Annotated in this window: 21 protein-coding genes and 1 pseudogene; 9 read left to right on the top strand and 13 right to left on the bottom strand. The window is 46.3% G+C overall.

The window, feature by feature from the left end:
* Positions 1-82 precede the first annotated feature (82 nt).
* The 4 genes from D479_RS06520 to D479_RS06505 all read right to left on the bottom strand — a co-directional run bounded on the left by D479_RS06520 (position 83) and on the right by D479_RS06505 (position 4480).
* Complete coding sequence (locus tag D479_RS06520; RefSeq protein ID WP_008635011.1) at positions 83-934, bottom strand: transglutaminase family protein; 852 nt, start codon at positions 932-934, stop codon at positions 83-85.
* A gap of 21 nt (positions 935-955) precedes the next feature.
* On the bottom strand, positions 956-1918 hold the full coding sequence (locus D479_RS06515) for an alpha-E domain-containing protein (RefSeq protein WP_008635009.1): 963 nt from the start codon (positions 1916-1918) through the stop codon (positions 956-958).
* Entirely contained in the window at positions 1911-3371 is a 1461-nt protein-coding gene (locus tag D479_RS06510; protein ID WP_008635006.1) for a circularly permuted type 2 ATP-grasp protein, read from the bottom strand. Before D479_RS06510 ends, D479_RS06515 begins: the two co-directional genes overlap by 8 nt.
* 173 nt (positions 3372-3544) lie before the next feature.
* Positions 3545-4480: an NADP-dependent oxidoreductase gene (locus D479_RS06505; protein WP_008635003.1), complete on the bottom strand. Its 936-nt coding sequence runs from the start codon at positions 4478-4480 to the stop codon at positions 3545-3547.
* A gap of 111 nt (positions 4481-4591) precedes the next feature.
* On the opposite strand from D479_RS06505, the gene recQ reads away from it, so the two are divergent.
* Genes recQ through D479_RS06490 form a run of 3 tightly spaced genes read left to right on the top strand, consistent with a single transcriptional unit; the run spans position 4592 to position 8605 of the window.
* Entirely contained in the window at positions 4592-6730 is a 2139-nt protein-coding gene (gene recQ / locus D479_RS06500; protein ID WP_039870984.1) for a DNA helicase RecQ, read from the top strand.
* A 15-nt stretch (positions 6731-6745) separates the two neighbouring features.
* The gene (kynU, locus tag D479_RS06495; protein WP_008634999.1) at positions 6746-8026 is read left to right on the top strand and encodes a kynureninase; all 1281 of its coding nucleotides are present in this window, start codon (positions 6746-6748) and stop codon (positions 8024-8026) included.
* Between the two features lie 12 nt (positions 8027-8038).
* A complete protein-coding gene (locus D479_RS06490) occupies positions 8039-8605 on the top strand; it encodes a cyclase family protein (RefSeq protein ID WP_008634997.1) in 567 nt (188 codons plus the stop codon).
* 173 nt (positions 8606-8778) lie between these two features.
* On the opposite strand, the gene D479_RS06485 is transcribed toward D479_RS06490, so the two are convergent.
* The 3 genes from D479_RS06485 to D479_RS06480 all read right to left on the bottom strand — a co-directional run bounded on the left by D479_RS06485 (position 8779) and on the right by D479_RS06480 (position 12189).
* Positions 8779-10305 (bottom strand): BCCT family transporter, encoded by a 1527-nt coding sequence (locus tag D479_RS06485; protein WP_008634995.1) that lies wholly within the window; start codon positions 10303-10305, stop codon positions 8779-8781.
* A gap of 174 nt (positions 10306-10479) precedes the next feature.
* Positions 10480-10653 carry a hypothetical protein gene (locus D479_RS20655; protein ID WP_008634993.1) on the bottom strand — a complete coding sequence of 58 codons (174 nt, stop codon included), beginning with the start codon at positions 10651-10653 and terminating at the stop codon, positions 10480-10482.
* Between the two features lie 42 nt (positions 10654-10695).
* Positions 10696-12189 carry an NAD(P)/FAD-dependent oxidoreductase gene (locus tag D479_RS06480; RefSeq protein WP_008634992.1) on the bottom strand — a complete coding sequence of 498 codons (1494 nt, stop codon included), beginning with the start codon at positions 12187-12189 and terminating at the stop codon, positions 10696-10698.
* 130 nt (positions 12190-12319) lie between these two features.
* Between D479_RS06480 and D479_RS06475 the strand changes: the two genes are divergently transcribed.
* Positions 12320-12853, top strand: a complete 534-nt coding sequence (locus D479_RS06475) for a sigma-70 family RNA polymerase sigma factor (RefSeq protein WP_026577822.1) — start codon at positions 12320-12322, stop codon at positions 12851-12853.
* Entirely contained in the window at positions 12846-13979 is a 1134-nt protein-coding gene (locus tag D479_RS06470) for a hypothetical protein (protein ID WP_008634990.1), read from the top strand. The genes D479_RS06475 and D479_RS06470 overlap by 8 nt, the downstream gene beginning before the upstream one ends.
* Positions 13980-14022: 43 nt before the next feature.
* On the opposite strand, the gene D479_RS06465 is transcribed toward D479_RS06470, so the two are convergent.
* The 3 genes and pseudogenes from D479_RS06465 to D479_RS06455 all read right to left on the bottom strand — a co-directional run bounded on the left by D479_RS06465 (position 14023) and on the right by D479_RS06455 (position 18817).
* Complete coding sequence (locus D479_RS06465) at positions 14023-15270, bottom strand: aminopeptidase (RefSeq protein ID WP_008634989.1); 1248 nt, start codon at positions 15268-15270, stop codon at positions 14023-14025.
* Positions 15271-15373: 103 nt separating this feature from the next.
* Positions 15374-17253, bottom strand: a pseudogene (locus tag D479_RS06460) (ABC-F family ATP-binding cassette domain-containing protein).
* Positions 17254-17398: 145 nt separating this feature from the next.
* Entirely contained in the window at positions 17399-18817 is a 1419-nt protein-coding gene (locus D479_RS06455) for an alanine/glycine:cation symporter family protein (RefSeq protein ID WP_152413336.1), read from the bottom strand.
* 260 nt (positions 18818-19077) lie between these two features.
* On the opposite strand from D479_RS06455, the gene D479_RS06450 reads away from it, so the two are divergent.
* The 3 genes from D479_RS06450 (at position 19078) to D479_RS06440 (ending at position 22600) form a co-directional block, all read left to right on the top strand.
* A complete protein-coding gene (locus tag D479_RS06450) occupies positions 19078-20154 on the top strand; it encodes a Fe(3+) ABC transporter substrate-binding protein (RefSeq protein WP_008634976.1) in 1077 nt (358 codons plus the stop codon).
* Positions 20155-20232: 78 nt separating this feature from the next.
* Positions 20233-21882, top strand: coding sequence for an iron ABC transporter permease (locus tag D479_RS06445; RefSeq protein ID WP_039870987.1), 1650 nt, complete (start codon positions 20233-20235; stop codon positions 21880-21882).
* Position 21883: 1 nt separating this feature from the next.
* A complete protein-coding gene (locus tag D479_RS06440) occupies positions 21884-22600 on the top strand; it encodes an ABC transporter ATP-binding protein (RefSeq protein ID WP_008634972.1) in 717 nt (238 codons plus the stop codon).
* Between the two features lie 45 nt (positions 22601-22645).
* Here the strand turns inward: D479_RS06440 and D479_RS06435 are convergent, their stop codons facing one another.
* From D479_RS06435 to D479_RS06425, 3 genes are all read right to left on the bottom strand, one after another.
* Positions 22646-23161 (bottom strand): acyl-CoA thioesterase, encoded by a 516-nt coding sequence (locus D479_RS06435; RefSeq protein ID WP_008634970.1) that lies wholly within the window; start codon positions 23159-23161, stop codon positions 22646-22648.
* 64 nt (positions 23162-23225) lie between these two features.
* Positions 23226-24557 (bottom strand): HAMP domain-containing sensor histidine kinase, encoded by a 1332-nt coding sequence (locus D479_RS06430; RefSeq protein ID WP_008634968.1) that lies wholly within the window; start codon positions 24555-24557, stop codon positions 23226-23228.
* The gene (locus tag D479_RS06425; protein ID WP_008634967.1) at positions 24554-25240 is read right to left on the bottom strand and encodes a response regulator transcription factor; all 687 of its coding nucleotides are present in this window, start codon (positions 25238-25240) and stop codon (positions 24554-24556) included. Before D479_RS06425 ends, D479_RS06430 begins: the two co-directional genes overlap by 4 nt.
* A 185-nt stretch (positions 25241-25425) precedes the next feature.
* Between D479_RS06425 and D479_RS06420 the strand changes: the two genes are divergently transcribed.
* Positions 25426-26580 (top strand): trypsin-like peptidase domain-containing protein, encoded by a 1155-nt coding sequence (locus tag D479_RS06420; protein ID WP_008634965.1) that lies wholly within the window; start codon positions 25426-25428, stop codon positions 26578-26580.
* The last annotated feature ends 179 nt before the right edge of the window (positions 26581-26759 follow it).

Here is a 26759-nt window from a genome sequence, read left to right as displayed (position 1 = left end):
CAACCGAACCACAAGGAAAGCTACCAGAATTAACAGCTTACTTAAAATACCCTCTTCATACAGAAGAGGGATTTTTTCTTTATTATTGATGCAGAAGCGTGACGCTTACTTTCACATCAAGGCTCTGCCCGCCTCCACGATATACTCCTTGGAGAGGACTGACATCTGCATAGTCCCGCCCTGTTCCAATTCGGATATGTTGTTCGAGAGCTTCCACATTGTTCGTCGGGTCAAGGCCAACCCAACCGATGCCGGGTACCATCACTTCCACCCAGGCATGTGTCGCTGCATCTCCTACCAGCGCCGAGTCTTCACCTACGTATAAGTATCCGCTGACGTATCTGGAAGGTATCCCCTGGGAACGAAGCACACCGAGCATCACGTGGGCATAATCCTGACAGACTCCCGCTTTCAGCGGCCAGGACTCATGCGCTTTTGTACTCACTTCTGTGGTCATAGTGTCATAGGAAATAGATTGATGCAGGTATTCCATCAGACGCAGCGAGAATCGCACGGGGTCTTCCGCACCGCCTACCTCCTTCATAATATCTTCCACTTGGTTCTTATATAAGAAAGTGTATGGCGTATCATTTAAATAAGCCAGGTAATGGTGATGGAACAATTCCGAATGGAAAATCTCCCTCATTTCATCCGAACAGGTGATCATTCGGATGAAAGGGCTTTTTTGAATGCTTACAGTTGAACTCGTCTTCAGCATTAAGTGGTCGTGTTTCTCCGGGATGAAGAATGTCTCTACATGGTTCCCCCATAAGTCGATATGTTCTTTCGTCATGGACCCCGGAGTGATCTCCGTCCGATAGGTCAGCAACCGTTGGCATTCATCGGTTCTCGGCTTTAACCGGATGTGGTTCATACTTTGATCCACAGGGCTGTCGTATTGAAATGTATTGGTATGTTCTATGTGGTATTTCATCTGTATTCCTCCCGTATGTGTCTACTTCACACGAATAGGTTCTATGAGGTAATATGTCTCTGAAAACATTCGACTGAATGTGAGACAACGATCTTGGAAATGATCAAGAAAATGCATCAGCTGTTCCATATCCATCTCTTCGATATTCGTTTGTTGGATTTCGTTTTGTATCACTTCAAGCATTTCGAATAAGTCCGCAGAATAATGAGATATCTTTCCATCTTCTAAATTTTCAATTGCTTCACAGACATGGTTCATGCAGTAACGGATCGAACGGGGGAACGTCTCCTCCTGAATCATGAAACGCAGCACACTTTTGGAGTCCATGGTAGGTGGATGCTCCTTAATATAGGCGTCATATCCGTTTAAGAACTGCAAGGCTGTCAGCCAATAATAATAGGTAGCCGTATCGACCGTCGACTCTTTTCTGTTCTTCTCACAGGTGACGTTCAAAAGCCGTGCCGTTTTTTCCGCCCTCTCCAGCCATTTTCCAATTTTAATGAATGTATAAGGAATTCCACGTGTCATACTGGACTCGATAACTCCTTGAGCCGTCATCGATGTATTTACTACATTCTTCAAGTAACTTTGCGTATGCTGTCTTGTATTCGGTAGTTCCTGCCAATCCTTTTGATTGAGATGGAACTCATTTAACACTTCCCAGAGCTCCCCCGGCAGGTTGTCCCTGGTTATACGTGCATTTTCCCGTGCATAATTCATGCAATTGATTAAGGAATTCATATTGATCGGACTGATGGTTAAGTATTCCAGAAGCGTCTCACTGTCGAGTCGCTCATAAGTATCATAGTAATCCGCTTTAGAGGAACAGATTTCAAGTACCTCTTCCCAATCACGATCCGCTGTCTCCTGACTGGTTGCTTCCAGCGAATGGATGAGCTGGACGCTGAGAACACGCGCATTGTTTTCCGCCCTTTCCAAATTACGTGACATCCAATAAAGAGAATCTGCTACTCTGCTAAGCATGAACACCACCACCCTCTGTCATAATCCATGTGTCTTTACCGCCGCCACCCTGAGAAGAGTTCACAACAAGCGATCCTTCTTTTAAAGCAACCCGCGACAGACCTCCCGGCAGGACGTTGGTTTTCCGCCCGTTCATGACAAAGACCCTTAGATCGACGTGGCATGGGTAGAAACGTCCCCCCTGGTATGCAGGGGCTCTGGAAAGCTTGATCGTCGGCTGGGCGATATACTGATTAGGGTGCTCGATGATTTTGCGACGGAATTCTTCCTGCTCCTCTTCGCTCGATTGTGGACCAATCAGCATGTCATAGCCTCCTGAGGCACCGACATTTTTAATGACCAGTTCATCGATATGATCTAAAACGTAACTCAGACGTTCCGGATCACTAAGAAAATAGGTTTCTACATTCGGGATGATTGGTTCTTCATCCAGATAGAAACGAATCATTTCCGGCACATAAACATACATGGCTTTATCGTCTGCTACCCCGTTTCCAATCCCGTTCAGAATCGAAACATTCCCCTTCCTGTAGGCTCGAAGCAACCCCGGAACTCCTAAAGCAGAATCCGGCCGGAAGGCTTCCGGATCGAGAAAATCGTCGTCAATACGACGGTATATAATATCGACCCGCTGCAGCCCCCTGATCGTCTTCATATACACTACATCATCTTTCACCGTTAAGTCCCGGCCTTCGACGAGGTCGATTCCCATTTGCTGCGCGAGGAAAACATGGTCATAATAGGCGGAGTTATATGTACCAGGTGTCAGCAGGACAGCCTTTGGTTCTTTGTCTTGTAGAGCATTTTCCGGCACATGACTGATGACAGCCTGATGCAGCTCGGAAATCTGGTGCTCCAGTGTCTCGATGGCATGCTGGAAGAACAGCTCCGGATACACCTGTCTCATGACGTAACGGTTTTGGAATACGTAGGACATCCCGGATGGGTTCCGGAGATTATCCTCAAGAACACGATAGTCCCCGTTCTCATCACGAATTAAATCGACACCGGCAAGAAAAATGTGGTTATTCAGAGGAATGGATAACCCACCCGCTTGTTCCTTATAGTAATAGGGGTTGTTCTCTATTAATTCTTTCGGAACGATTCCAGCTTCAACAATCCTCTGATCATTATAGACATCTTCAAGAAAGTGGTTCAGAGCTTTCATCCTCTGCACCATCCCGCGCTCGATCTTCTCCCAATCTTCTCTGGGAATAATGATGGGAACGAAATCGAACGGCATCGTCCGCTCCGTCCCGCCTGTGTGGTTGTAAACAGTAAACGTAATACCCTTTCTGAGAAAATTCATCTGGGCCGTTTCATGTTTGTTCATAAGTTCACGTTCGGAGAACTGCTGTACGAGTTGATAGAACCATTGATAGTGCTGTTTTGGCCCTCCATCCGAATGCATCATTTCGTCAAAATATACCCCGGTCTTATAATTTATAAGCACACCACTTCTCCTCCAATTCTGCTTCTTTCAAAGCCTTTACCCTTAGTTTACTGCAGGTACACAAAAATTGTAAGAAAATTCGAAAATAATGCATCCTCTATTTTATGTAATCGCTTTATAATAACTGACCAAAAAAGTGTCCCTTCGCTTTATCAAAGGGACATAAAAGTGGTCTATTTCATTTTAATAACAATTTTTCCTTTGGCATGGTGCGTCTCACTTAATTTATGAGCCTCCCGCAATCCTTCACCGGAAAAGTCGAAGGTGTGGCCGATGACGGAGACAAAGCTTCCTTCCTCCATGAACTGCGCTAACTTCGCCAATTGTTCACCACTTGGTTCCAGCCATACAGACCCCGCTTTTACCCCGTGTTTCTCAGCAAGCTTTTCATCAGGAGGCTGAACGATGGAAGGCATTCGCCCTCCTTTTTTCAATACAGCGAAGCTCTTCTCCTGAATTTCTCCACCTAATGTATCAACGACGATATCGAAATCATGAAGTACCTCCGAGAAGTCCTCTTCTTTATAATTGATAAACCGGTCAACACCCAGCTTCTTGACCCAATCCTTATTCTTACCGCTGGCAGTGGCTGCAACATACGCTCCCATTTTTTTTGCAATCTGTACCGCGTAATGTCCGACTCCGCCGGATCCAGCATGAACAAGTACCTTGTCCCCTTCCTTTATATCCGCGAAGTCAACGAGGCACTGCCATGCAGTCAGCCCTGCCAACGGAACCGCAGCAGCTTCTTCAAACCCGATCCCATCAGGAAGATGTGCCAGAAGGTGCTCATCGACGGTCGTATACTCCGCATACGTGCCGAGCCTTGTCGTATCCGGCCGTGCAAAAACGCGATCTCCTGTTTTAAAGCCACGGACGTCTTCGCCCGTCTCCTTAATAATTCCTGCGACGTCCCATCCAAGAATTATCGGAAAGTCAAAATCAAGCATTTCTTTCAAATATCCTTCGCGCAGCTTCCAGTCGATTGGATTGATGGACGTCGCGTGGACTTCCACCACCACTTGATTAGCAGCCGGTTCGGGATTCGGCATTTCCTTCTCTATCAATTCATTTCTATTTCCGTACTGTTCGATAACAACCGCTTTCATGCAGCGATCACTCCTTTTGTTTGTGCTTTACCCGTGTAGTTTTCCCCACAGAACCAGCTTGAAACATGATAAGATGGAGGCACGAATGATTACAAATAAAGGATGATCCAAATGATGCAGCAAGCGGAAAAAATACTACAGCAATATTACGGCTATTCCTCTTTCCGGCCAGGGCAGGAAGAAGTAATTCAACATGTCCTTCATGGGCATAACACGCTCGCAGTCATGCCGACAGGCGGAGGGAAGTCACTCTGCTATCAAATCCCCGGGCTCACACTAGATGGTACTGCCGTGATCATCTCCCCTCTCATTTCATTGATGAAGGACCAGGTCGACGCTCTCCTATCCTATGGAGTACCGGCGACTTACATCAACAGCTCCCTCTCCGCACGAGAACAGCAGGAACGCATGACTGCCATCCGGCAAGGAAGATATTCTTTTGTGTACGTCGCACCGGAGCGGATGGAAGCACCGGATTTCCTTAATCTACTTTCCTCCATCCCGCTGTCCTTGATCGCTTTCGACGAGGCCCACTGCATATCGCAATGGGGACATGACTTCCGCCCAAGCTACCGATCGATCGTCCCTACTCTCCGTACCATACCGAACCTCCCGGTGGTCATGGCATTGACAGCTACGGCCACGAAAGAAGTAATCGAAGATATTAAGCGCCTCATCGATGTGCCGGAAGAAGCCGTCGTCAACACAGGTTTTGCCCGTGAAAACCTATCCTTCCGGGTCATCAAAGGACGCGATAAGCGTGACTTCGTTGAAACATATTTGCAGAAAGTTCCGGAGGATGCCGGCATCATTTATACCGCTACTCGTAAAGATGCTGACCAACTGCATACATACTTATCGGAAAAGGGGTATGCTTCCGGGAAGTATCATGCTGGGATGACGGAGAACCAGCGTAGACAGACACAGATGGATTTTGTCCAGGACAAGGTGACCACCATGGTTGCTACGAACGCTTTTGGAATGGGGATTGATAAATCCAACGTCCGTTACGTGATCCACTACTCCATGCCGATGAATATTGAATCGTATTATCAGGAAGCCGGTCGTGCCGGTCGGGATGGAGAACCGGGAGACTGCGTTCTGCTTTTCACCAGTCAGGATATCAACCTCCAGCGCTTTTTGATTGATCAGTCTCCTTCTGAAAAGAAGCGGACAGCTGAATACGATAAACTTCAGGCTATGATTAATTACTGCCACACCCACACGTGCCTGCAGCAATATATCCTTGACTATTTCGACAATCCGGTACCTGTGGAGCCATGCGGAAAATGTTCGAACTGTATGCATGAAGGGCAGAAGACGGATATGACGAAAGAAGCTCAAATGGTGCTGTCCTGTGTGAAGAGGATGGGGGAACGGTTCGGTGCCTCCCTTACCGCGAAGGTGCTTCGGGGATCGAAGGACCAAAAAGTAAAGCAGTTTCGTTTCGATTCCTTGTCTACCTATGGAATCATGTCCAACTATACGGAAAAAGAATTGACGCGCTTTATTCATTTTCTCACCGCAGAAGGTTATCTGTACCCCGGTTCCGGCCGTTATCCAACCTTACAGCTAACCCAGGAGGCTAAGAAAGTAATTAAAGGAGAAGAACCTGTAATCATGCTGGTGGAAGCCGTCGTCACAAAAACGAAGGCTGATTACAACGTAGAATACTTTGAAGAATTACGCCGTTTACGCAAGCAGATAGCCGAACAAGAATCCCTGCCGCCTTATGTCATTTTCTCTGATGCGACTTTGAAGGACTTGACCGCTTATCTCCCGGAAACGAAAGATAACATGTTGAAGATAAAAGGTATCGGGGAACAGAAATATCAGAAATACGGGGAAGCATTTCTTGAAATGATTCAGCCATGGGCAAAAGCCGCGGCGGATAAGCCACGACCTGCCTCCTCTTCCCCCTCTGCTCCTTTAAAGAGAGACCCAGGTGACGATCGACCGAGTCACATCATCAGTTACGAGATGTGGAAACTCGGGGAACAGACGCCAAAGGAGATAGCTGAAGCCAGGGGCATGAGTCAACTTACCATTGAGAGCCATTTGTTCCGTGCAGCCAAGGAAGGCTATGATATCAACTGGCCAAGCTGGTTTGATGAGCAACAGGAGACCTCTGTACTGGAAGCCTATGAACAATTGGAGGATAAGAAGCTTAAACCTTTAAAAGACATGCTTCCGGACACTTACAGCTATTCTGCCATCAAAGCTGTTTTAGTTAAACACGATTTAGTATAAAAGGAGGAACCCGAAATGACAAAGCATCTATGGACGTTGGACGCCGTTCGGCAGTTGGACCAAGAAGATCCGATGAAGCACTTCAAGAAAGAGTTTTACTTGAAGGAAAGCAACTATTACATGGATGGAAACTCTCTGGGCCTGCTTTCCAAACGGGCAGAACAATCATTGTTTACGTCACTGGAGGATTGGAAAACCTCGGGGATTGATGGATGGACGGAAGCGAAAGAGCCGTGGTTCTATTTGTCGGAGAAGCTGGGAGACGAGACGGCTCCCCTCATCGGAGCAAAGCCGCATCAGGTTATTAACACCGGCTCCATTACGACCAATCTCCACCAACTGCTGGCCACTTTCTACAACCCGGCAGGTAAAAGAACAAAAATTCTTGCAGATACCTTGAATTTCCCATCCGATATCTATGCTCTGAAAAGCCAAATCAAACTTCGGGATTTAGACCCGGCACAAGAGTTAGTACAGATTCAAAGCAAAGATGGTTACACGCTGGAGGAGACGCACATCATCAATCAAATGGGAGAGGATATTGCTCTGTTGCTGCTGCCTTCTGTCCTGTACCGCAGCGGTCAGCTTCTGGATATCCAAAGGATTACAGAAGCAGCGCACAAACATGGCATCATCGTCGGTTTCGACCTGGCTCATTCCATCGGCTCTGTTCCGCACTCCCTTGATGAATGGGGAGTCGATTTTGCCGTTTGGTGTACGTATAAATACTTGAACAGCGGACCAGGAGGTGTCGGCGGTTTATATGTCAACGAACGTCATTTAGGCAGGAGTCCCGGCCTTGCCGGGTGGTTCAGCTCTAATAAACAGAAACAGTTCGACATGGAACACGAACTGACGCCTGCTGAAGATGCCGGTGCTTTCCAGATTGGAACCCCGCACATTTTGAGCTCCGCCCCGCTTCTTGGTTCCTTGGAGCTTTTTCACGAAGCTGGTATAGACACTATACGGACTAAATCATTAAAGCTGACGCGGCTTTTTATGGACCTCATCCATCAAGAGCTTTCCGGGAAAGGCTTCCGTATCGCCAATCCTATGGAAGATGAACGGCGAGGCGGCCATATCTGTCTTCTGCACAAAGAGGCAGCAAGTATATGCCAAGCATTGAAAGTAGAAGGAGTCACCCCGGATTTCCGGGCACCAGATGTTATCCGACTCGCTCCGATCGCTTTCTACACATCCTTCGAAGATGTATTTACAGTGGTCCAGGTATTGAAAGACATTATGGACCAAGACAAGCATAAGCAATATAAAAACGAGCGTGGAATCATAGCATAAGGAGGCAGAAACATGAAACTTATCGATATCAGCATGCCCCTGCATGAAGGAACCCCGCCATGGCCGGGAGATACGCCTTTTCACTATGAGCATACATTTACGATGAAAGAAACAGGTTCTGTTAATGTCGGTCAATTCCAGGCAAGCAACCATATCGGAACCCATGTGGACGCGCCTTACCATTATGACTCCAATGGGTGGAGAATTGCTGAAGTCCCATTGGAGAGATATATCGGTGATGCTTTAGTCCTTTCCCTTCCGGATAAAGACAGAATTCAAGCGAAGGATTTGGAAGGCATCGACCTGACAGCCGTAACGAAGGTGATACTCCAAACAAAGAGTTGGAAAGACCGCACTACATTCCCGGATACCTACACCACCATCGGCGAAGATCTAGCTCCCTTGCTTCGGGAACACGGCATCGATTTGATCGGCGTGGATACGCCCTCTGTCGATACGGAAAAAGCAAAGCTTTACCTGGTCATCATTCCTTATATGCTAACGACATTCTCATCCTCGAAGGTCTGCAATTGGATCACGTTTCTCCTGGATTTTATGAACTCATGGCTTTTCCGTTGAAAATGGAGGACGGCGATGGGAGTCCGGTACGTGCTGTGTTGCGAGAAAAATAATTCTCCATAAAAAAAGCTTAGAGCCCATGCTCTAAGCTTTTTTCCTTTTATTGATTCACTTTACCTTAAGAAAGAGTGGATAGGGTGATACGACGACGGCCTCTCCTTCCCCTTCCAAAGTCATTTCCTATTTGTTTTTTGCTCGAAGGCCAGTTGTTTAGCGACCTTAGGAGCAAGCCACAGCATTGGAAGCAGCAAAATGGAAACAGGTACAGCGGTGACAACAATAAAGTTCTGCAACTGCGTAATTCCGCTGTCTCCTGTTACCAACAAGATCACTGCGATTGCGCCCATCAGAACCGCCCAAAAGACACGAACCCATTTCTTAGGGTCCCCCTGTCCTGTGACAGCCATAGCAATGGTATAAGACATGGAATCTGTTGTGGTCACGACGAAAAGAATCGTCAATACCAAAAACAATGGTGAAATGATAGTCGCCAGAGGGAACTGCTCCGTGATGGCAAACATAGCCGCCGGGTTCCCCCCGGCCTCCAACGCTTCTGAAATTGATCCTGGATTACTTAACTCAAAGGAAATCCCGGAACCGCCCAGCACGGTGAACCAGAAGGTAGAAATAATCGGTGCGAAAATAGAAACGGCTATAATAATGTCACGAATCGTCCGTCCTCTGGAAATTCTACTTACGAGAATAGCCATCATCGGTCCGTACCCAATGAACCATCCCCAGAAGAATACGGTCCAGCTGGACAACCATCCTTCATCTCCCCGATACATACTCATCGGAACAAATTGATCGATATAATAGCCGAAAGCTGAAAGAAAATGATTGATGATAAACCCGCCCGGTCCAAAGATAACGATGAAGATCATCAAACCTAACGCGAGCCGGACATTGAAATTACTCAGGAACTGAATTCCCTTATGCAATCCTGTTACTGCGGAGATAGTCGCAACCAGCACCACGGCCAATATGATAGTGAACTGTGTGCCGAATTCATCCGGGATTCCGAAAATGGCCTGCAAACCATAACTCGCTTGTAACCCCAAGAAGCCTAACGGACCAACTGTGCCGGCAGCAACCGCAATGACAGAGAACGCGTCGATTACGGTACCAAGCCAGCTGTTTCGCAGCTTTTCACCGAAAATAGGGTAAAGAAGGGTACGAGGTTTCATCGGCATTCCTTTATGGTAGTGGCCATACATCATAACGATAGCACTGATCGTTCCTAGAATAGCCCATGCGAGAAAACCCCAGTGCATGAAACTTTGTGCCAAAGCTGGATCGACAGCTGCTTCCGTACCTGCTTCCACCCCGGCTTGGGATGGCGGAACCGTCAGGAAATGCCACATCGGCTCGGCCGCCGCCCAGAAAACACCGCCGCCCGCCAGAAGGGTAGCCATAATGATAGAAAGCCATTGATATAAACCGAGCTCGGGCTTCTCCCTGTTTCCCATCTTTACCTTTCCATATTTAGAGAAACCAAGCCAAAGGCCCACAAAGAACGTAGCTAACATAAGTACCTGCCAGAAGGCACCGAAGTATTTTGCTGACCATGCAAAGCTCTCATTTACGATTAGTTCGATCAAATCAATATCGATTAAGGCAAAAATTACGAATAGTACCAGCAGTCCGCCGCTGATCGCAAATACCGGCCAATCGATTCCATTTGTTTGTTTATTTTTCATGATTCTCTCCTTCATAGTAACTCTTAGTTGTTTTAAGCACAGTGGACCACTTTAACATCAAGGGATTCGGATGTAAAGAAACAGTTTACTCCTATCGTTTGGTAATATTCCCCTGATGTTGCATTATATCCTGACAACTCCATGAGAAAAAGGTCACGCTTCCGTGACCTTTTTTCATTCTGATTCGTCATATTCAATTTCTTTATCTTTGTGTCTTCTTTGACACTCTTTGCAAAGCTTCATTTCCTGTTCCTGCTTGCTCGTCAAAAGTGTTCCACAGCTGCTGCATTTGTCAAACTCATTAGGGTTCGCCTGGAATCCCGGGAGTTCATGTTCTGGACCTGGCATTTACATCGCTCCTTTCCTTTCTTATTCCCTTACTCCACGTTTTCAATCAGCCGAAACTTCTTTCGCTGCCATTAAACCGGAGAGTGTGACACCGAGGGTGCCTGCCCCCGGGAATACCGTATCGCCACATTGATGAACACCGTCGATACCTGTACGGACCGAATAGCTCTTCAACCAGCTGTATCTCCCATCCGGTGCATATCCTCCAACTTTTCCTTCCTTTCTTCTCAGCCACTTATGAAAAGTCAATGGTGTACCCGGCAGGACAATATCCAACCCTTCCGCGAATCCCGGGAAGTAGTGTTCCACCGTCTGAAGCATCCGGTTTTTCATGGTTTCTTTATGTTCTTCATACTCCTCCGCCTGCCACCACTGCTCCAACTCCGTATGGGTCGATATGGTAAGAGACCGCTTCCCTTCAGGCGCCATGCTCTTATCTGACGGATCGGAAAGGGATAAGAGGAACTGCCCTCCGTCATGCAGTTCCTCCGGCCGTTCCGGATCGATGAACTGATGATACAGCACATCTGTATTTAGGAATACAGATGTGTCGATCCCGGCATGTATAATAAAAGCCCCCCATGCCTCCCGCTGCACTTCCTTTGTCTTCTTAATATAGGTCTGTTTCAGAAGCTCTTCTGATAACGTATCATGGAGATTATGGACCGAATTGTTAAGGATGATTTCTTTCGCCTGAAATACTTTATTGCGTTTGGAATGAAGAAGGAACATTCCCGCTTCCTTCTCTACCCGATGTACAGGGTGGCGCATATAAATCTCTCCCCCGCCGCTCTTGATATATTCGGAAAGCTGTTCTGCTATCGTTGCAAGCCCTCCATGAACGGCGTAGGCACCTTTATGAAACGTCTGGAGAGCTGCACAACCAAGAAAGGCCGGACAATACTCTACGCTTGTCTGTACACTGTCCATCAGCTCTCCATTAAGAAACGTCCGAAACAGCTGGTGGCGTTCCAATCCATATTTCTTCAATCGATCTTCGACTGTCTGGTTCAGGAACGGAAGCAGACGCAAAGAAGACCGGTCCACCATCGGCAGCAGGTTTTTAACATCTTTCCATGTCCGGGGCGGAAATATTGGAAGCTTGTCTATTAAACGGTCGACAAGGGCACCGACGTAGAAGATTTCATCATAAAAAGCTTGAATAGCCGCGGACTTCTCCGGAAAGTGAAGCTCGATCTCTTCATACCACGCTTGTCTGTCCCGATAATAGTGAATGGTTCGATCAGGCATGTGGATATCCATGATCGTATCCAGTGTGGTCATAACAGGAACCTCGAGACCAAGCTCGTCATACAATTGATCAAATACACCTCCCGGTTCAAAACCCATTCCGACCGTTGCACCTGATTGGAAACGGTAGCCTTGACGGTCAAATTTCCCGGCACTTCCTCCCAGCTCATTGGAGGCTTCAAAGACAGCGACCTTTCGTCCTCGCTTCACAAGGGACGCAGCAGCTGCCAAACCACCGAACCCCGCTCCAACTATGGCTGCATCATACATCACCTTCACCTCCATTTCTTCTGTTTTCCCCCTGAACCCCCGTTTCAATACCTTCTATGCTCTGTCTGACGATAATAAAGGAAAAAAGAAGACTTTCCTCCACATGGGAACGTCTAACAATCAGAAAGGAGAGTGAAATTTGGTGATGGAACGGAAGGAGCCTTCCTTCACACGTGATGAAGCCATTGAATTCGTGATGATGGAATACGGCGAAATGTTAAAACGGATGATATATACATATGTGAAAAATCACCACACCACAGACGATCTGTTTCAAGAGGTACTCCTGCTGGTTTATAGGAAATGGGATCGTTTTGATGGTCGTTCACAGTTAAAGACGTGGGTGATGCGGATTGCTATCAACCGCTGCAAGGATTTTCTTCGGTCTCCTTTCCAGAGAATGAAGCTCATGAAAGATCAATGGTTGGAACAGACGGATCCTAAACAGTTGGAGGACGTTGTCTTACAGAAAGAGCAGTGGGAAGAAATTGCAGAAGCAATCCTGAATATGCCTGTTAAATACCGGGAAGTTATGATTCTTACGTTTCATCAACACCTGACACAAAAAGAAATCGCAGAAGTGACCGGCATCCCCTTATCCACTGTAAAGACGAGAAAGCAGCGCGCAAGAGAAATGCTGAAGGAAAAGCTCATAGAAGGAGAGTGGACCCTTGAATAATAAGAAGAAGATCCAAGAGGCTCTTGATAATAGAATCAGTGAAAAGCCGTTATTTACGGATAGAGACCGCCGTAGGTTTTACGAAGGAAGAAAAAGGAAACATTTACGGTCGACTATGGTTCCTCGCCTGCTGACGGCTTTGCTTGCCGTTCTATTCTTATCAGGGACCATCTATTACGTGCAGTCCAGCAACCTCTTTGAACAAACCGCGTCTCCGGAGCAGAGCAAACCAGAGTCAGAAACGGAGCCATTGGTATCCGTTAAAGAACCGAAGCTTACACAGGAAGCGTTTCTGGAAGAATTCAAGCAGGTTATCCTTACCAACCCTCTCCCGGAGAATATGCAAGACGTCTTGGATAAGTACGGAAGTGGAGAAACGTTACCAAAAGTGGGTGTGGAAGAAAACGCGACCTATACCTATGCTTATCATTGGAAGGAAGACAATGACGGCATTGCAGAATCCTGGTCGCCGAAGCGCACGCCGGACCTCGAGGATTATCAAAATGGCGAGATCGACGTGTTCCTTGAAATAGACATCCCCTCCTTTGAGGTCAGTCCTTTGGTAAAGATCTCCACCCTCTCAGAAGATGGAAAGCACGTAACGATTGAGACGTTCTACTCTAATCCTACAGACCATGCCTTCAAAACTTTTGAGGATGATCAAGAGCCATTGGAAATAAACGATCTGCTGTTACGATCGATCGCCCGTGATTTGAATAAGAAGCCGGAGGAAATTACGAAAGCAGACTTGATGAACCTTCAGGAATTAACAATTAATGCTTCTCATTTAGACAGCACTTATGTTGTGGATGAGAATGAAGAGGTCTTTGAAGCGATGCAGTCGCTCCGCGTCTTGAAACTCAATCATGCAGTCATCCCGGGATATCTGCTGAAGCACCTCCCCATATTGGAACAGGTCACCATCATCGGTGACACCGTCACTGACTTAAGTTCCATGCAGGAAGGGATGCAGCATGTCCAATATTTAAATATTGCAAGTTCCTCTTTCAATGGGACAGTAGATGATCTTTTAAAACTGAAATCTCTAACCATCGTCCGACTCGACCCCACCGTCGTTCCAAACTATGAGGAACTCCAATTCGAAGGCATTGATGTACGCTGGTAACAAAAAAAGGAAGCTGAAATATCAGCTTCCTTTTTCTATCTTATTATTCGAAAGTAAGAGCCCAGCTTCCTTTACGGATCACTGGTTCTGTTGTTCCATCTGCAAGAACGCCGTCGACGTCCAACTCAGCAGAACCCATCATGAAATCAACGTGGGAGAGGCTGTGGTTGATCCCGTTCTTATCAAGCTCCTCTTCACTCATGGATGAACCGCCGGTCATGTTTGTTGGATATGCTTTTCCAAGCGCCAAGTGACAGGAGGCATTCTCATCATACAATGTGTTGTAGAAGATGAGTCCCGACTGGGAAATCGGAGATTCATGCGGCACCAATGCCAGCTCCCCCAGACGACGGGAACCTTCATCCGTATCAAGAAGGTGTTTCAATGTTTCTTCTCCTTCTTCGGCTGAAAAATCGACGACTTTCCCTTCTTTAAAGGTCAGTTTAAATCGATCGATGACGTTCCCACCATAGTTCAACGGCTTTGTGCTTGAGACCGTACCTTCTACTTCATATTTATGAGGCGCGGTGAACACTTCTTCTGTCGGCATGTTAGGGTTGAACGGAATCTCTTCTCCTTCTGTCTGTGCAGGACCGCCTTTCCAAACGTGCCCCTCCGGTAGACCGACAGCAAGGTCCGTACCCGGTGCCTTATAAATCAGCTTCTTATACTGCTTCTTATTCAGGAATTCACGGGCTTTGATCAATGTTTTATTGTGCTCTGCCCACGCTTCATTAGGATCCTCACGATCGACGCGGACGATGCTGAAGATTTGTTCCCAAAGTTTCTCAACCGCTGTATCCTCTTCTTCCCCCGGGAAGATCTTTTGTGCCCAGGCAGGTACAGGAATACTTACAATCGACCACGGAATACGGTCATTCATCGTGTAGGAACGGAAAGTAGACATCGCTTCTGCCCCGGCTTTGTTCGCCGCTGCAATTTTCTCTCCGTCTATTCCTTTAAGAAGATCCGGATCAGTAGAACGAATCGATAGTACTGCCGCCCCCTGCTCTGCAAAGTAGGTGAACTTCTGCTGCTGCCATTCCGGAACGTCAGATAACGTTTCTTTATCCGCATGTTCATATTTCATACGCGTCAGTGCGTCGTCAGACCAGTTAATATGTACATTCTTCGCACCAAGCTCAAAAGCTTTACGTGCTACAATACGGGTGAATTCTGCACCTTCAATAGTAGAGTTAATCATTAGCAGCTGGCCTTTTTGCAGGTTCACACCTGTTCGTAAAGCAAGATCTGCATATTTCTCTAATTTCTCAACACTAGGCATTTTCATTGAATTTTCCTCCAATTCAGTTTCCTTGTATCCGAATACATTATTTCATATTATAACCAGAACCACAAAAAAGGAGACTCGGCCAATCCGAGTCCCCCGGTTATCAGTCTTCCATTCCTTCCACAATGAGCGACAATTCTTCCCACCGCTCCATTTTCGTTTCCAACTCTGTTTCCGCCTTTTGCTGCTCGGAAGATAATTCCTGCACTCTGTCATAGTTGGTTGCTTCCGCTGCAAGCTGATGATTTAAATCTTCCAGCTTCGTCTCCAATTCAGCAATTTCATCTTCAATCGTTTCCCATTCCTGTTTTTCTTTATAGGAGAGCTTTCTTTTACGGTTGGATCGGCGCGTTTCTTCCTGCAGGGAGGCTTTTTTCTCCACTTGAGCCTTTTGTTCTGTTTCCTTTTTCAATTCCAGGTATTCCGTATAATTACCATAAAATTTGCGCACAAAGCCTCCATCCTCGAAAGCGAGCAGCTTATCGACAACCCGATCAAGGAAATAACAGTCACGACAACCCCAGGGAAATGCTCGAGATACTCTTCCAGGACACTGAGCGTTTCCGTATCCAAGTCATTGGTCGGTTCATCAAGAAACAAGACGTTCGGTTCACTCATCAGCACACGCAGCAAATACAACCGTCGTCGCTCTCCACCGGATAAACGTTTGATATACGTCCATTGCTGAGGTCTCGGGAACAAAAAACGCTCAAGCATTTGTTCTGCGGTAATTTCCGTTCCGTCCGCCGTACGAATAACCTCTGCCACTTCTTTAATGTATTCAATTACCTTAAGGCTTTCATCTAATTCTCCATGATCCTGCGTATAATAACCGATTTTTACGGTGGTCCCTGTTTTCACAACACCTCTGTAGGGCTGCAGGCGATCCGCCATGACGTTCAACAACGTCGTTTTACCGGAGCCGTTAGGGCCGATGATGCCCAGTCTTTCCCCCGGAACGATAAGGTAGTCGAGATTCTCAAACAGTTTCTGACCCTCATACTGATAGGTCACCCCTTGCAACTCGATAACCTGATCTCCCAGTCTTGTGGAGCCGATTGCCATATCCACTTCTTCTTTCTGTGTATGGAACGTTTCTTCTTTCATGGATTCGACTCGTTGAATACGCGCTTTCTGTTTCGTCGATCTCGCCTTTACACCAGCCCTCAGCCAGGCAAGTTCACGTCTCAGTGTGTTTTGATGCTTTTGCTCCGCCTGCCGTTCCCACTCTTCTCTCTCTGCCTTCTTCTCAAGGAAAGTCTGATAATTCCCTTCATAGGTGTAAAGCCTGCCTTTATCCAATTCATAAATCAAATTGGTCACCCGATTCAGGAAGTACCGATCGTGGGTGACGATCATCAACGCACCTCGATATGACGCAAGGAACTCTTCCAGCCATTCAATCGTTTCGTTATCAAGGTGGTTGGTCGGCTCATCCAATAGAAGCAGATCTGCCGGTTGTATCAATGCTTTGGCGATGGCCACCCTTTTTCTCTGGCCACCGGACAGCTCACCGATCTGCTTGTCGAAATAATCGACGCCTAATTTGGAAAGGATCGTCTTCGCCGCTGTATTCGCTTCCCAGGCGTTCTTCTCCTCCATGTGCTGCTGCACACGGAACAACTGCTCTTGAACATCCGTGTCCTCTGGATCTGCCGAGAGTTCCAGCAGCACTTTCTCATACTGCCTCATCGCGACCATAATTTCTGCATTTCCCTCATAAATCTGTTCAAGGACGGTTTTCTTTTCATCCAATTCAGGATCTTGAGGCAGGTATTCCACACGAAAATCCTTTGCGTGGTCCATATCCCCCGCGTCCACGCTGTCCATCCCGGCTAGAATCTTCAACAGTGTCGATTTCCCTGTTCCGTTGACACCGATCAAGCCGATACGCTGTTGATTAGCTATGGTGAAAGAAATGTGATCGAAGAGATCTTTATCTCCATAACTTTTGGTTAACTCATTCACTGATAGTAAGCTCATTCCGCTCATCCCTTTAACATAATCTGCATTCATCATATCACATCTATTGGTTTCTTTCGCTTGCCCGGCGCCAGGCCATAACGCGGCTCCAAAAAGAAAACTGCTCTGATTGATCATCAGAGCAGTTCCTGTACTTCCATCCTATTTATGAACCATGTTCGTGTTCTCTCTTCCAATATTCCATACCGTCTACATCAGGAAGATGATCCTGGTAGAAGACCGGGTCCTTACCGGCTTTCCGCTGTTTACGATAGTCATTCAATGCAGCATAAGCAACAGGTGCCAAGCGGAAGATAGCATAAAGGTTGATCAAAGCCATAATTCCCATCATTAAGTCGGCTAATGCCCAAACAAGGCCGAATTCAGCAATAGCACCGAACATGACCATCGCTAGTACTGCGATACGATAAACGAAGATATTTACTTTGCTTGTCTTGATAAAGTCCATGTTCGTTTCACCATAATAATAATTTCCAATGATAGAACTGAAAGCGAACAAGAGAATAGCAACCGCGATGAAGATGGCTGCCCACGCACCAAGCTCCGATTCAAAAGCAGCCTGTGTCAATTGAATACCGTCTAGGTCCGTATTGGCGTAGTCTCCCGCGAACAGGATGATGACAGCTGTCGCACTACAGATTAGCAGGGTATCTGTAAAGACACCCAACGTCTGAATCAACCCCTGCTTAACCGGGTGAGACACCTCTGCCGTAGCAGCAGCGTTTGGCGCACTACCCATCCCAGCTTCGTTCGAGAAGAGTCCACGCTTAATTCCAATCAGAATCATACCTCCAAAGGTTCCACCGGCAACTTCTCTGAAACCGAAGGCTCCTGCAAAGATCTGTCCAATCATATTCGGTACTTGGCCAAGATTCATGATAAGCACGTACCCAGCAAGAATAATATAGAAGATAGCCATGATTGGAATAATGATTTGTGTAACTTGTGCGATCCGATTCAGACCACCGAAGATGATCAACGCGACAGCCAAGGTCAAAATACCACCCATCAACCATTTACCGATATCGAATGAATTTTCAAACGCAAGGCGAATGGTATTGGATTGCACAGAGCTGAATACAAGACCGTATGTAAACGTTATCGTAATAGCGAAGACTATACCCAGCGTCCTGTTCTTAAGCCCTTTCTCAATATAATAGGCAGGACCGCCTCGATATTGGTTTTTATCCGGAACTTTATACACTTGAGCTAACGTACTCTCAATGAAGCTGGATGCTCCACCCAGAATCGCAACAATCCACATCCAAAATACTGCACCAGGTCCACCGATGGTAATTGCCGCAGCCACACCAGCAAGGTTACCTGTACCAACCCGTGATGCTGTACTGATAGCAAATGCCTGAAAAGGCGATGTTCCTTTCTTCCCTTCCGCAGAAATGGATCGTTTATCGAATAACACGCGGAACATTTCCGGAATATAACGGAATTGAATAAATTTCAACTTAATAGAGAACCACAAACCTACTCCGAGCAATGCCACAACAAGGATGGTTCCCCACATCCAATCGTTTAAGAACGATAGAACTGCTTCCATACCATTCACCTCTTTTGTAATTTTTAAAATTCATTTAGTTTCCAGTTATTAACACTTTCCCGATTAAATCTTTTTAAAAACTTCGAAAAGTGACAACTTGTTTATCATATCATATATGTTAGGTTTTCTTCCATAACTCTTTACAAGATAGAAAAGAGTAAAAATTGCTATTGACATCTCTTTGATAATCCTTATCATTAAGATAGAAAATAGATTGATAATGATTATCATTCTTCACTTAACCGATTACATAGCAGAGGTGGATGCAGATGAAAAAGAAAAAGTATTTAATTGGATTCTTATTACTACTCACTTCCCTCTTCTTAGCCGCTTGCGGAAGCAGCAGTAAAGAAGAAAGCTCGGAAACGGCGGGCGATGAAAAAGAAAAGGATAAAGGCGAAATCAACTTATATACAGGGCGGCATTATGACACAGATCAGCAGCTATACGAAGAATTTGAAGATCAAACAGGCATTAAAGTCAACGTGATAGAAGGTAAAGATGACGAACTGATTGCACGCCTGGCCAGAGAGGGCAAAGCATCAGAGGCAGATCTTCTTGTTACTGCCGATGCCGGACGCCTGCACCGAGCAAAAGAACAGGAGTTACTTCAACCTGTAGACAGTGACGTACTTACAGAGAACATCCCTGAAAAATTCCGGGATACAGATAAAACCTGGTTTGGCTTGACGAAGCGGGCCCGGATTATCGTAGCTCACAAAGATCGAGTTAATAAAGAAGACATCCAAACGTATTCCGACTTGACCAAAGATGCCTTTCAAGGGAAAGTCTTAATCCGCTCTTCCTCCAACATTTATAATCAGTCTCTACTCGCATCCATGATATCCATCGATGGGGAAGAGAATGCGAAGGATTGGGCAAAGGGTATTGTAGACAACATGGCAAGAGATCCTCAAGGCGGTGACCGCGATCAGGCGAAAGCCATTGCATCCGGTGAAGGAGATGTTGCAGTCATGAACACATACTACCTCGGCCAGATGCTGAATTCTGAAGAGGAAGAAGAAGTAAAGGCGGCGGAACAACTCGAGGTGATTTTCCCTAACCAGGAAACAACGGGTACACACGTCAATATCAGCGGAATAGGTATGACAACCAGCAGTAAAAACCAAGAAAACGCTAAAAAGTTCATGGAGTTTCTGACGGAAGAGAAAGCACAGAAAGAATTTGCAGAAGCCAACTACGAATACCCTGTCAATCCAAATGTAGAAGCATCAGAGCTTCTGCAAAGCTGGGGAGACTTTAAAGAACAGGATATCCCGTTGAATGAACTTGGCGAAAACAATGACAGAGCCATTCAAATTATGAATGAAGTCGGTTGGAAATAACAGTTGAATCAGAAGTACCGCACCAGGTTTCCTGTGCGGTACTTCCACTATGAGAAAACAGTGCGGTCGTTAAAGGATGTGTCGCTTTTGAAACTCTCCAGAAAATTATCCGGTTATACAAATAGTTGGACGCTCTTCACCATAGCTATCGTTGTTCTGATCCTGATCCCCAATCTCTCCATCTTCACTAACTTTTTCACCAGAAAAGCAGAAAACTGGGAACACATACAAACGTACATTTTACCAGACCTGTTAACGAACACGGGCCTTCTCATCATAGGCACCGGATTATTCACGATTCTTATCGGGACAAGTCTAGCTTGGATTATTTCCGCGTATGACTTCCCTCTGCGTGGATTTTTTAAATGGGGGCTCATTCTTCCCCTTGCAGTTCCTCCTTATATTGCCGGATACACATACAATGGGATCCTCAATTATACCGGAGTCATTCAAACTACGTTAAGAAACCAGTGGGGAGTGGAAGTGAATCAGGACTACTTCAACATCCTGAACTTACCCGGAGCTGTTCTCATTTTCACATTATTTCTCTACCCTTACGTCTATACGATAACGCGGGCCTTCCTTGCCAACCAATCCGCTTCGTTAATTGAAAATGCCCGTTTATTGGGACGGAATCCAATGGAAATATTCTTCCGTGTCGTCCTCCCGGTGTCCAGAGGTGCAGTTGTAGGAGGAGCGAGCCTCGTTCTATTAGAAGTGCTGAATGATTATGGGGTCGTTCAATACTTTGGTGTTCCCACATTCAGCACAGCCATTTTTCAAACTTGGTTCGGAATGAATGATTTGAACGCAGCAATCAAATTATCTGCCACACTTATGATGATCGTATTTATTGTACTGCTGCTTGAAAGATGGCTGCGGGGCAGGAAGAAATATAGTACGACTACAGCCAAAGCCAGACCATTGACACCAATTCGTTTACATGGTGTAAAGGCAGCTATGGCATTTCTTTACTGTTTCCTTATCTTTGCTGCAGGGTTCTTGATCCCTGTTCTTCAGTTGGTTGATTGGCTGTTCCTGACGTATAAAAAGATCGCATCCCCTGCATTTGCACAATTAATATGGAATTCTCTCCTTGTGTCTATTGCAGGTGCAATGATTATCACCCTATTCGCTGTCATCATTGCTAATTTTTCAAGGATGCATCAAAGTTTTCTTTCCAAATTAGCATCCAAGTCGACCATTCTCGGTTACTCTATTCCAGGGGCCGTGATTGCAGTGGGAATCAGCACTGTATTCATTGACCTGGATGAGAAGCTTTCCTTGTTCTATCAACAAACGGGTCTGGAAAGCCGGCTCTTCCTGAGCACGAGTCTGATCATACTGGTGTCCGCCTATATCATACGCTTTCTGGCAGTTGGTTATAATTCCATAGAAGCTGGTTTTGATAAGATAGGCAACAAGTACACCGAGGCATCCAGAATGCTGGGAATGAACGTGACGCAGTCGTTCTTCAAAGTAGATCTCCCTATGCTGAAAGGGCCCATCGTCAGTGGATTTCTACTGGCCTTCATTGAGATAATAAAAGAACTTCCCTTGACCTTAATTCTGCGGCCGTTCAACTTCGACACGCTTTCAACCAATGCGTTTAAGTATGCCAGCGATGAGAAAATACAGGAAGCAGCTCTGGCATCGATCATTATTGTATTGATCAGCGCCTTGGCTATCTACATTTTTTATCAAGTATTAGAAAAGGAGCCTACATGATATGTTTGTGACCATTCAGGACCTTACCTTCAAATACAAGAATGTGAAATCGTACACGGTCGATCACTTGAACCTTCATATTAAAAAAGGGGAAATCATTTCCATACTTGGCGAAAGCGGAAGCGGAAAGAGTACAGTCCTACGCCTTTTATGTGGACTGGAGAAGCCTGAGAAAGGCCGCATTGTCATTAACGAGGAGACGATGACGGATGATCATACCTTCGTTCTTCCTGAAAAACGCGGAGTCGGTATGGTATTCCAAGACTATGCCTTATTCCCTCATATGACGGTTGCTGAAAACATCCGCTTCGGACTAAAAGGCATGAAGCAAAAAGAAAAGAAAATGCGCGTGGATGAAGTTTTGTCCTTAGTAAATATGACGGCATTTACAAAACGGTATCCGCATGAATTGAGCGGCGGACAGCAGCAGCGTATAGCTTTGGCCCGGGCACTTGCCCCAAAACCTTCTCTGTTATTATTAGATGAGCCTTTCAGTAATCTTGATGCGGATTTACAAATTAAAATCCGGAGTGAGTTGAAGGACATTATTAAAAAGACAGGAACCACATCCATCCTGGTCACGCACGATCGGGAAGATTCCAAGGCGATAGCGGACAGGATTCTCACCATAAGAGACGGCGCAGCTTATAACTGGGAATCCATCTGTACAATGAAACAGGACCCTTCCCCCCAGTCACAACTTGTTCATATGAAATAAACGTAAAAGAGGGGCTTCTTTAAAAGAAGCCCCTCTTTTAATCATTTATTTTTTCCAAGGCAGGTCTGTCCCGAACTTCTCTGCCAGTTCTTTCGATTCTTTCCTGCGGTTCTTGCGGTATTCATGTCTCTTCTGAGCTCCCGCATGGAGCCATTTCTCTTCTTCTGATTCCGGATAGACTCCAGGCACTGGAGAAGGTTCATTATTCTCATCCACGGCAACCATGGACAGGAAAGCCGTCGTACATACTTTCCGTTCACCGGAAAGCAAATTCTCTGTCGTCGCTTTTACGAACACTTCCATCGATGTGTTATGTGTCCAAGTGACGAAGGCCTCCAGGCAGATCGTATCTCCTTCAAAAACCGGCTGCAGAAAGTCTACAGAGTCCGTCGAAGCGGTGACAACGGGTTTACGACAATGACGGACGGCGGCAATAGCGGCTACGTCATCAATATGGGCCATCAACTTTCCTCCGAACAATGTTCCGTGGCTGTTCGTATCCGGTGGGAGCACGTGTGAACTTTTAACAGTCAGTGAATCTATACATGGTTTTGCTTCCATCGTCTCTGTCCTCTCTTCTATGTGAAATCGTTCTCTGTTCCTATTATACCATGTTCGTCCGTTCTCACTCTCTTCTAAAAAACTGGACCTCGAAAACAGCTCCGGTCCCGTTCTTCTTGTTGGACGCGCTGATTTCTCCACCGCTCCGCTCAATGATGGCTCTGGCAATGGCGAGACCAAGACCCGTTTCTCCTCCTTTTCCTTTAATGAAACGCTCAAACAATTGTGGAAGCAATTCTTCCGGAATACCTCCTCCATCGTCTATAACACGGACCAAAAAACGATTCTCTTTCTCTTCCGTTTCGATAGAGACCTTCGTTTCGGCATGACGAACGGCGTTGCTTAAAATGTTAATCAGCGCCTGCAGTACTCGTTCCGGATCTACATTGGCGCGGAACGGCCTTGCATTTCCCATCTCCAACGCAATTTCTTTGTCTCTCGCCAATGGATAGATCAAGTCTTTGGCCTGATTGGCTATTTCAGAGAGATCCGTGTCTTCCGGATGGTAGACGTCTTCATTACTGTCCAGCTTAGCGAGTAAGATCATTTCATTTACAATCTTCTTCAATCGTTCCGTTTCGCTTACCATTACATTCAAGCCCTTTTCTCTTGCTTCCCCTTCAAACACCCCGTCCCTGATTCCTTCGGCATAACCTTGGATAGACATCAACGGGGTCTTCAATTCATGGGAGGCATTTTGGAAGAATTGCTTCTGCGAATGAATGTAGCGCGAGAGTTCTTTCGCCATCTGCCTTACGCTCTGCTCCACTTCCCGGATTTCTCCGGAAGCTTCCACCTCCTGAACATCAGAAAACTGCCGTTTCTCAATTTTCTTTAATTCTCGTTTCAATTTCGTCAGTGGAGTGACGAGCCTCCAAGTCAGCACATAGCTGACGATGATAGCCATCAACAGACCGATTACGAAAACAGCAAGCATACGAAGCGCGAAAACGGACTGGACAGCCTGCAGGTCATTGAGCGGTGTGGCCATCACCAATACTTGATCGTTTCCGGAGTTCACTGCAAAATCGTAGACCACATATTTCTCTTCCCGGCTCTCCCACACTTCCTGCCCCATCAATTCATCCTCATACCTGTCGATCCAGGTGTATGCGATGTCTGCCGGCATCGTCCGGAACAATACTTCCCCCGTACTCCTGTCGAATAGAAGGATCGGATAATTTCTATCTTGAATCAGCTCGGACAACTGTGTGTTCCTGTCGGGTCCGTCTTCATTAATGACGTTGATCAGCAATTCGGCTCTCCCCTTCAATTGTCTCTGTTCGTCCTGAATCAGCATATCCATGAGCAGAGAATAAATGAAGAAAGCGGTAATGGACATGATTGCGATGATCAAGGCAGCAAATGCGGCATTCAGCTGGTATTGAAGCTTCATGACCCCTTCTCCCGGAGCCGGTAGCCATGTCCCCAAACGGTCTCAATCGGAAGCTGGCTCATTTTCTTCCGCAACCTTTTGATGAGATCATCCACCGCCCGATCGCTTCCGAAGTAGTCCTCTCCCCACACCTTGATGAGAAGTTCCTCCCGGGAAAAAGCACGATTAACTTGGGATGCGAGGATGCGGAGCATTTCGAATTCTTTTGTCGTCACTTCCACCTCTTCGGATCGGAAGTAAGCCCGACGCTCGGAATAACTCAACTCCAGCTCCCCTGCGATAACCCTGTCTCCCTGTTCTTCGGAGACAGGTCGTAATGCTTCCCATCTCTTTAAATGACGCTTCACACGCGCCATCAACTCTCTCGGGCTGAAGGGCTTCGTCAAATAATCATCTCCACCAAGCTCCAGCCCCAGGATTTTATCGACTTCATCATCCTTCGCTGATATGATTAAAATGGGTACTTCCGACGTCTGCCTTATCTTCTTACAAAACTCATACCCGTCCATACCTGGAAGCATAATATCCAGCACCCACAAGTCAGGTGTCTCTTCCTCAAATACCTCCCACGCCTTTTCAGCCGTATCGGAAGCGTAGACACGATAGCCTTCTTTCTTCAAATATCCTTCCACAATATCTCTTATATTCGGATCATCTTCTACAAGACCGATCTTATAGTCCATGCTTATTCCTCCTTCAAACGATCGTCCTCTACTTATTTTCTCATATTAGCGGGCGTTCTCCCTTCATTACACACTTTTTCCACATTTACTCCAAAGTCATTCCATATATCGAGCGTATTATAAAGAATGTAAGAGACATCAAGAGACATACATCGAAACGAAGAGAAAGGAGCCAGCGCTTCTCTATGTTTGATGACGAAAAACAGAAAAAACACCGAAAAAGCCAGTATAAGCGTTCTGGATTGGCCTTCAGCGTCCTAGGTGCCATCATCGCTGTTTTTCTTGTTACGACTGTGTTCCAATGGAAAGGAATTTCCATCCATATCAACACAGATCAGCCTACTGCTCAAGCGAACGAACTTGAGATTGGAGAAACACAAGAGGCCGTAACACAGGCGATAGATGAAGCCTCCCCAGCAGTCGTCGGGATAAGCAATATCCAGAATGGTTCACAAGGTGCAGAAAAAGCCGGTACTGGATCCGGGGTCATTTATAAGAAAGACGGTGATAAAGCTTTTGTTGCCACCAACCATCACGTAGTAGAGAATGCTTCCGAACTGGAAGTCATTTTAAGTGATGGAACGAAAGTGAATGCCGAATTGAAAGGCAGTGACCCGTTAACAGATCTAGCCGTTTTACAGATAGATAGCGAACACGTCCAAAAGGTTGCCCGGTTGGGTGAAGCGAAAGACGTAGAGGTCGGCCAGACAGCCATAGCCATCGGTAACCCGCTAGGCATGGAGTTCGCTGGATCAGCCACCAAAGGTATTGTCAGTGGTCTTAAAAGGGATATCCCTGTAGATATTAACGGAGACCAACAGCCAGACTGGCAGACCGAAGTGATCCAAACGGATGCTGCCATCAACCCAGGAAACAGTGGTGGGGCATTGATAAATCTGCAAGGGGAAGTCATTGGGATTAACTCGATGAAAATTGCCAAAGCAGAAGTGGAAGGCATCGGATTTTCCATCCCGATGGATGTAGCCAAGCCAGTCATCGAGGACCTGGAATCCAAAGGACAAGTAGAACGGCCTTATATGGGCGTTTCACTCCAAGATGTCACTCAGGTACCTAATCAAATCCTGCAGGATGAATTAGGGCTCCCGGAGGATGTTAAAGGAGGCGTGCTTGTACAGGGTATCGAACAAGGTTCCCCCGCCCAAAAGGCAGGAATCGACCGGTACGATGTCATTACGGAAATCGATGGGGAAGAAATAAAATCCCTCATTGATCTAAGAAAGTATCTTTATAACGAAATGGACGATGGAGATACTGCAGATTTGACCGTTTATCGTGACGGCAGCCCAATGAATATAAAACTTACGCTAACCTCTCAATAAGAACAACAGATAAGCTATTAATTTGATATGTCTTGAAACGTCTGGCGGTTAAAGGGGACCAGGCATACGATCCCCCCTCCAACCAATGCCTGATTGAACTTTGCCGCAGACCTTTCAGACACCATTATTATAATCAACCTCTCTCGAAAGAGCCCCTGCGCAATGCGCAGGGGCTCTTT

Origin of the sequence: Halobacillus sp. BAB-2008, from assembly GCF_000328325.1 — a bacterium.
In the GTDB taxonomy this organism is placed as follows: Bacteria; Bacillota; Bacilli; order Bacillales; family Halobacillaceae; genus Halobacillus.
This window is presented reverse-complemented; position numbering and strand designations above follow the sequence as displayed.

Coding starts and splice junctions, on each gene's coding strand:
- D479_RS06520 (WP_008635011.1), bottom strand. CDS start 934: ATGAAATACCACATAGAACATACCAATACATTTCAATACGACAGCCCT.
- D479_RS06515 (WP_008635009.1), bottom strand. CDS start 1,918: ATGCTTAGCAGAGTAGCAGATTCTCTTTATTGGATGTCACGTAATTTG.
- D479_RS06505 (WP_008635003.1), bottom strand. CDS start 4,480: ATGAAAGCGGTTGTTATCGAACAGTACGGAAATAGAAATGAATTGATA.
- recQ (WP_039870984.1), top strand. CDS start 4,592: ATGATGCAGCAAGCGGAAAAAATACTACAGCAATATTACGGCTATTCC.
- kynU (WP_008634999.1), top strand. CDS start 6,746: ATGACAAAGCATCTATGGACGTTGGACGCCGTTCGGCAGTTGGACCAA.
- D479_RS06490 (WP_008634997.1), top strand. CDS start 8,039: ATGAAACTTATCGATATCAGCATGCCCCTGCATGAAGGAACCCCGCCA.
- D479_RS06485 (WP_008634995.1), bottom strand. CDS start 10,305: ATGAAAAATAAACAAACAAATGGAATCGATTGGCCGGTATTTGCGATC.
- D479_RS20655 (WP_008634993.1), bottom strand. CDS start 10,653: ATGCCAGGTCCAGAACATGAACTCCCGGGATTCCAGGCGAACCCTAAT.
- D479_RS06480 (WP_008634992.1), bottom strand. CDS start 12,189: ATGGAGGTGAAGGTGATGTATGATGCAGCCATAGTTGGAGCGGGGTTC.
- D479_RS06475 (WP_026577822.1), top strand. CDS start 12,320: ATGGAACGGAAGGAGCCTTCCTTCACACGTGATGAAGCCATTGAATTC.
- D479_RS06465 (WP_008634989.1), bottom strand. CDS start 15,270: ATGAAAATGCCTAGTGTTGAGAAATTAGAGAAATATGCAGATCTTGCT.
- D479_RS06450 (WP_008634976.1), top strand. CDS start 19,078: ATGAAAAAGAAAAAGTATTTAATTGGATTCTTATTACTACTCACTTCC.
- D479_RS06440 (WP_008634972.1), top strand. CDS start 21,884: ATGTTTGTGACCATTCAGGACCTTACCTTCAAATACAAGAATGTGAAA.
- D479_RS06435 (WP_008634970.1), bottom strand. CDS start 23,161: ATGGAAGCAAAACCATGTATAGATTCACTGACTGTTAAAAGTTCACAC.
- D479_RS06430 (WP_008634968.1), bottom strand. CDS start 24,557: ATGAAGCTTCAATACCAGCTGAATGCCGCATTTGCTGCCTTGATCATC.
- D479_RS06425 (WP_008634967.1), bottom strand. CDS start 25,240: ATGGACTATAAGATCGGTCTTGTAGAAGATGATCCGAATATAAGAGAT.
- D479_RS06420 (WP_008634965.1), top strand. CDS start 25,426: ATGTTTGATGACGAAAAACAGAAAAAACACCGAAAAAGCCAGTATAAG.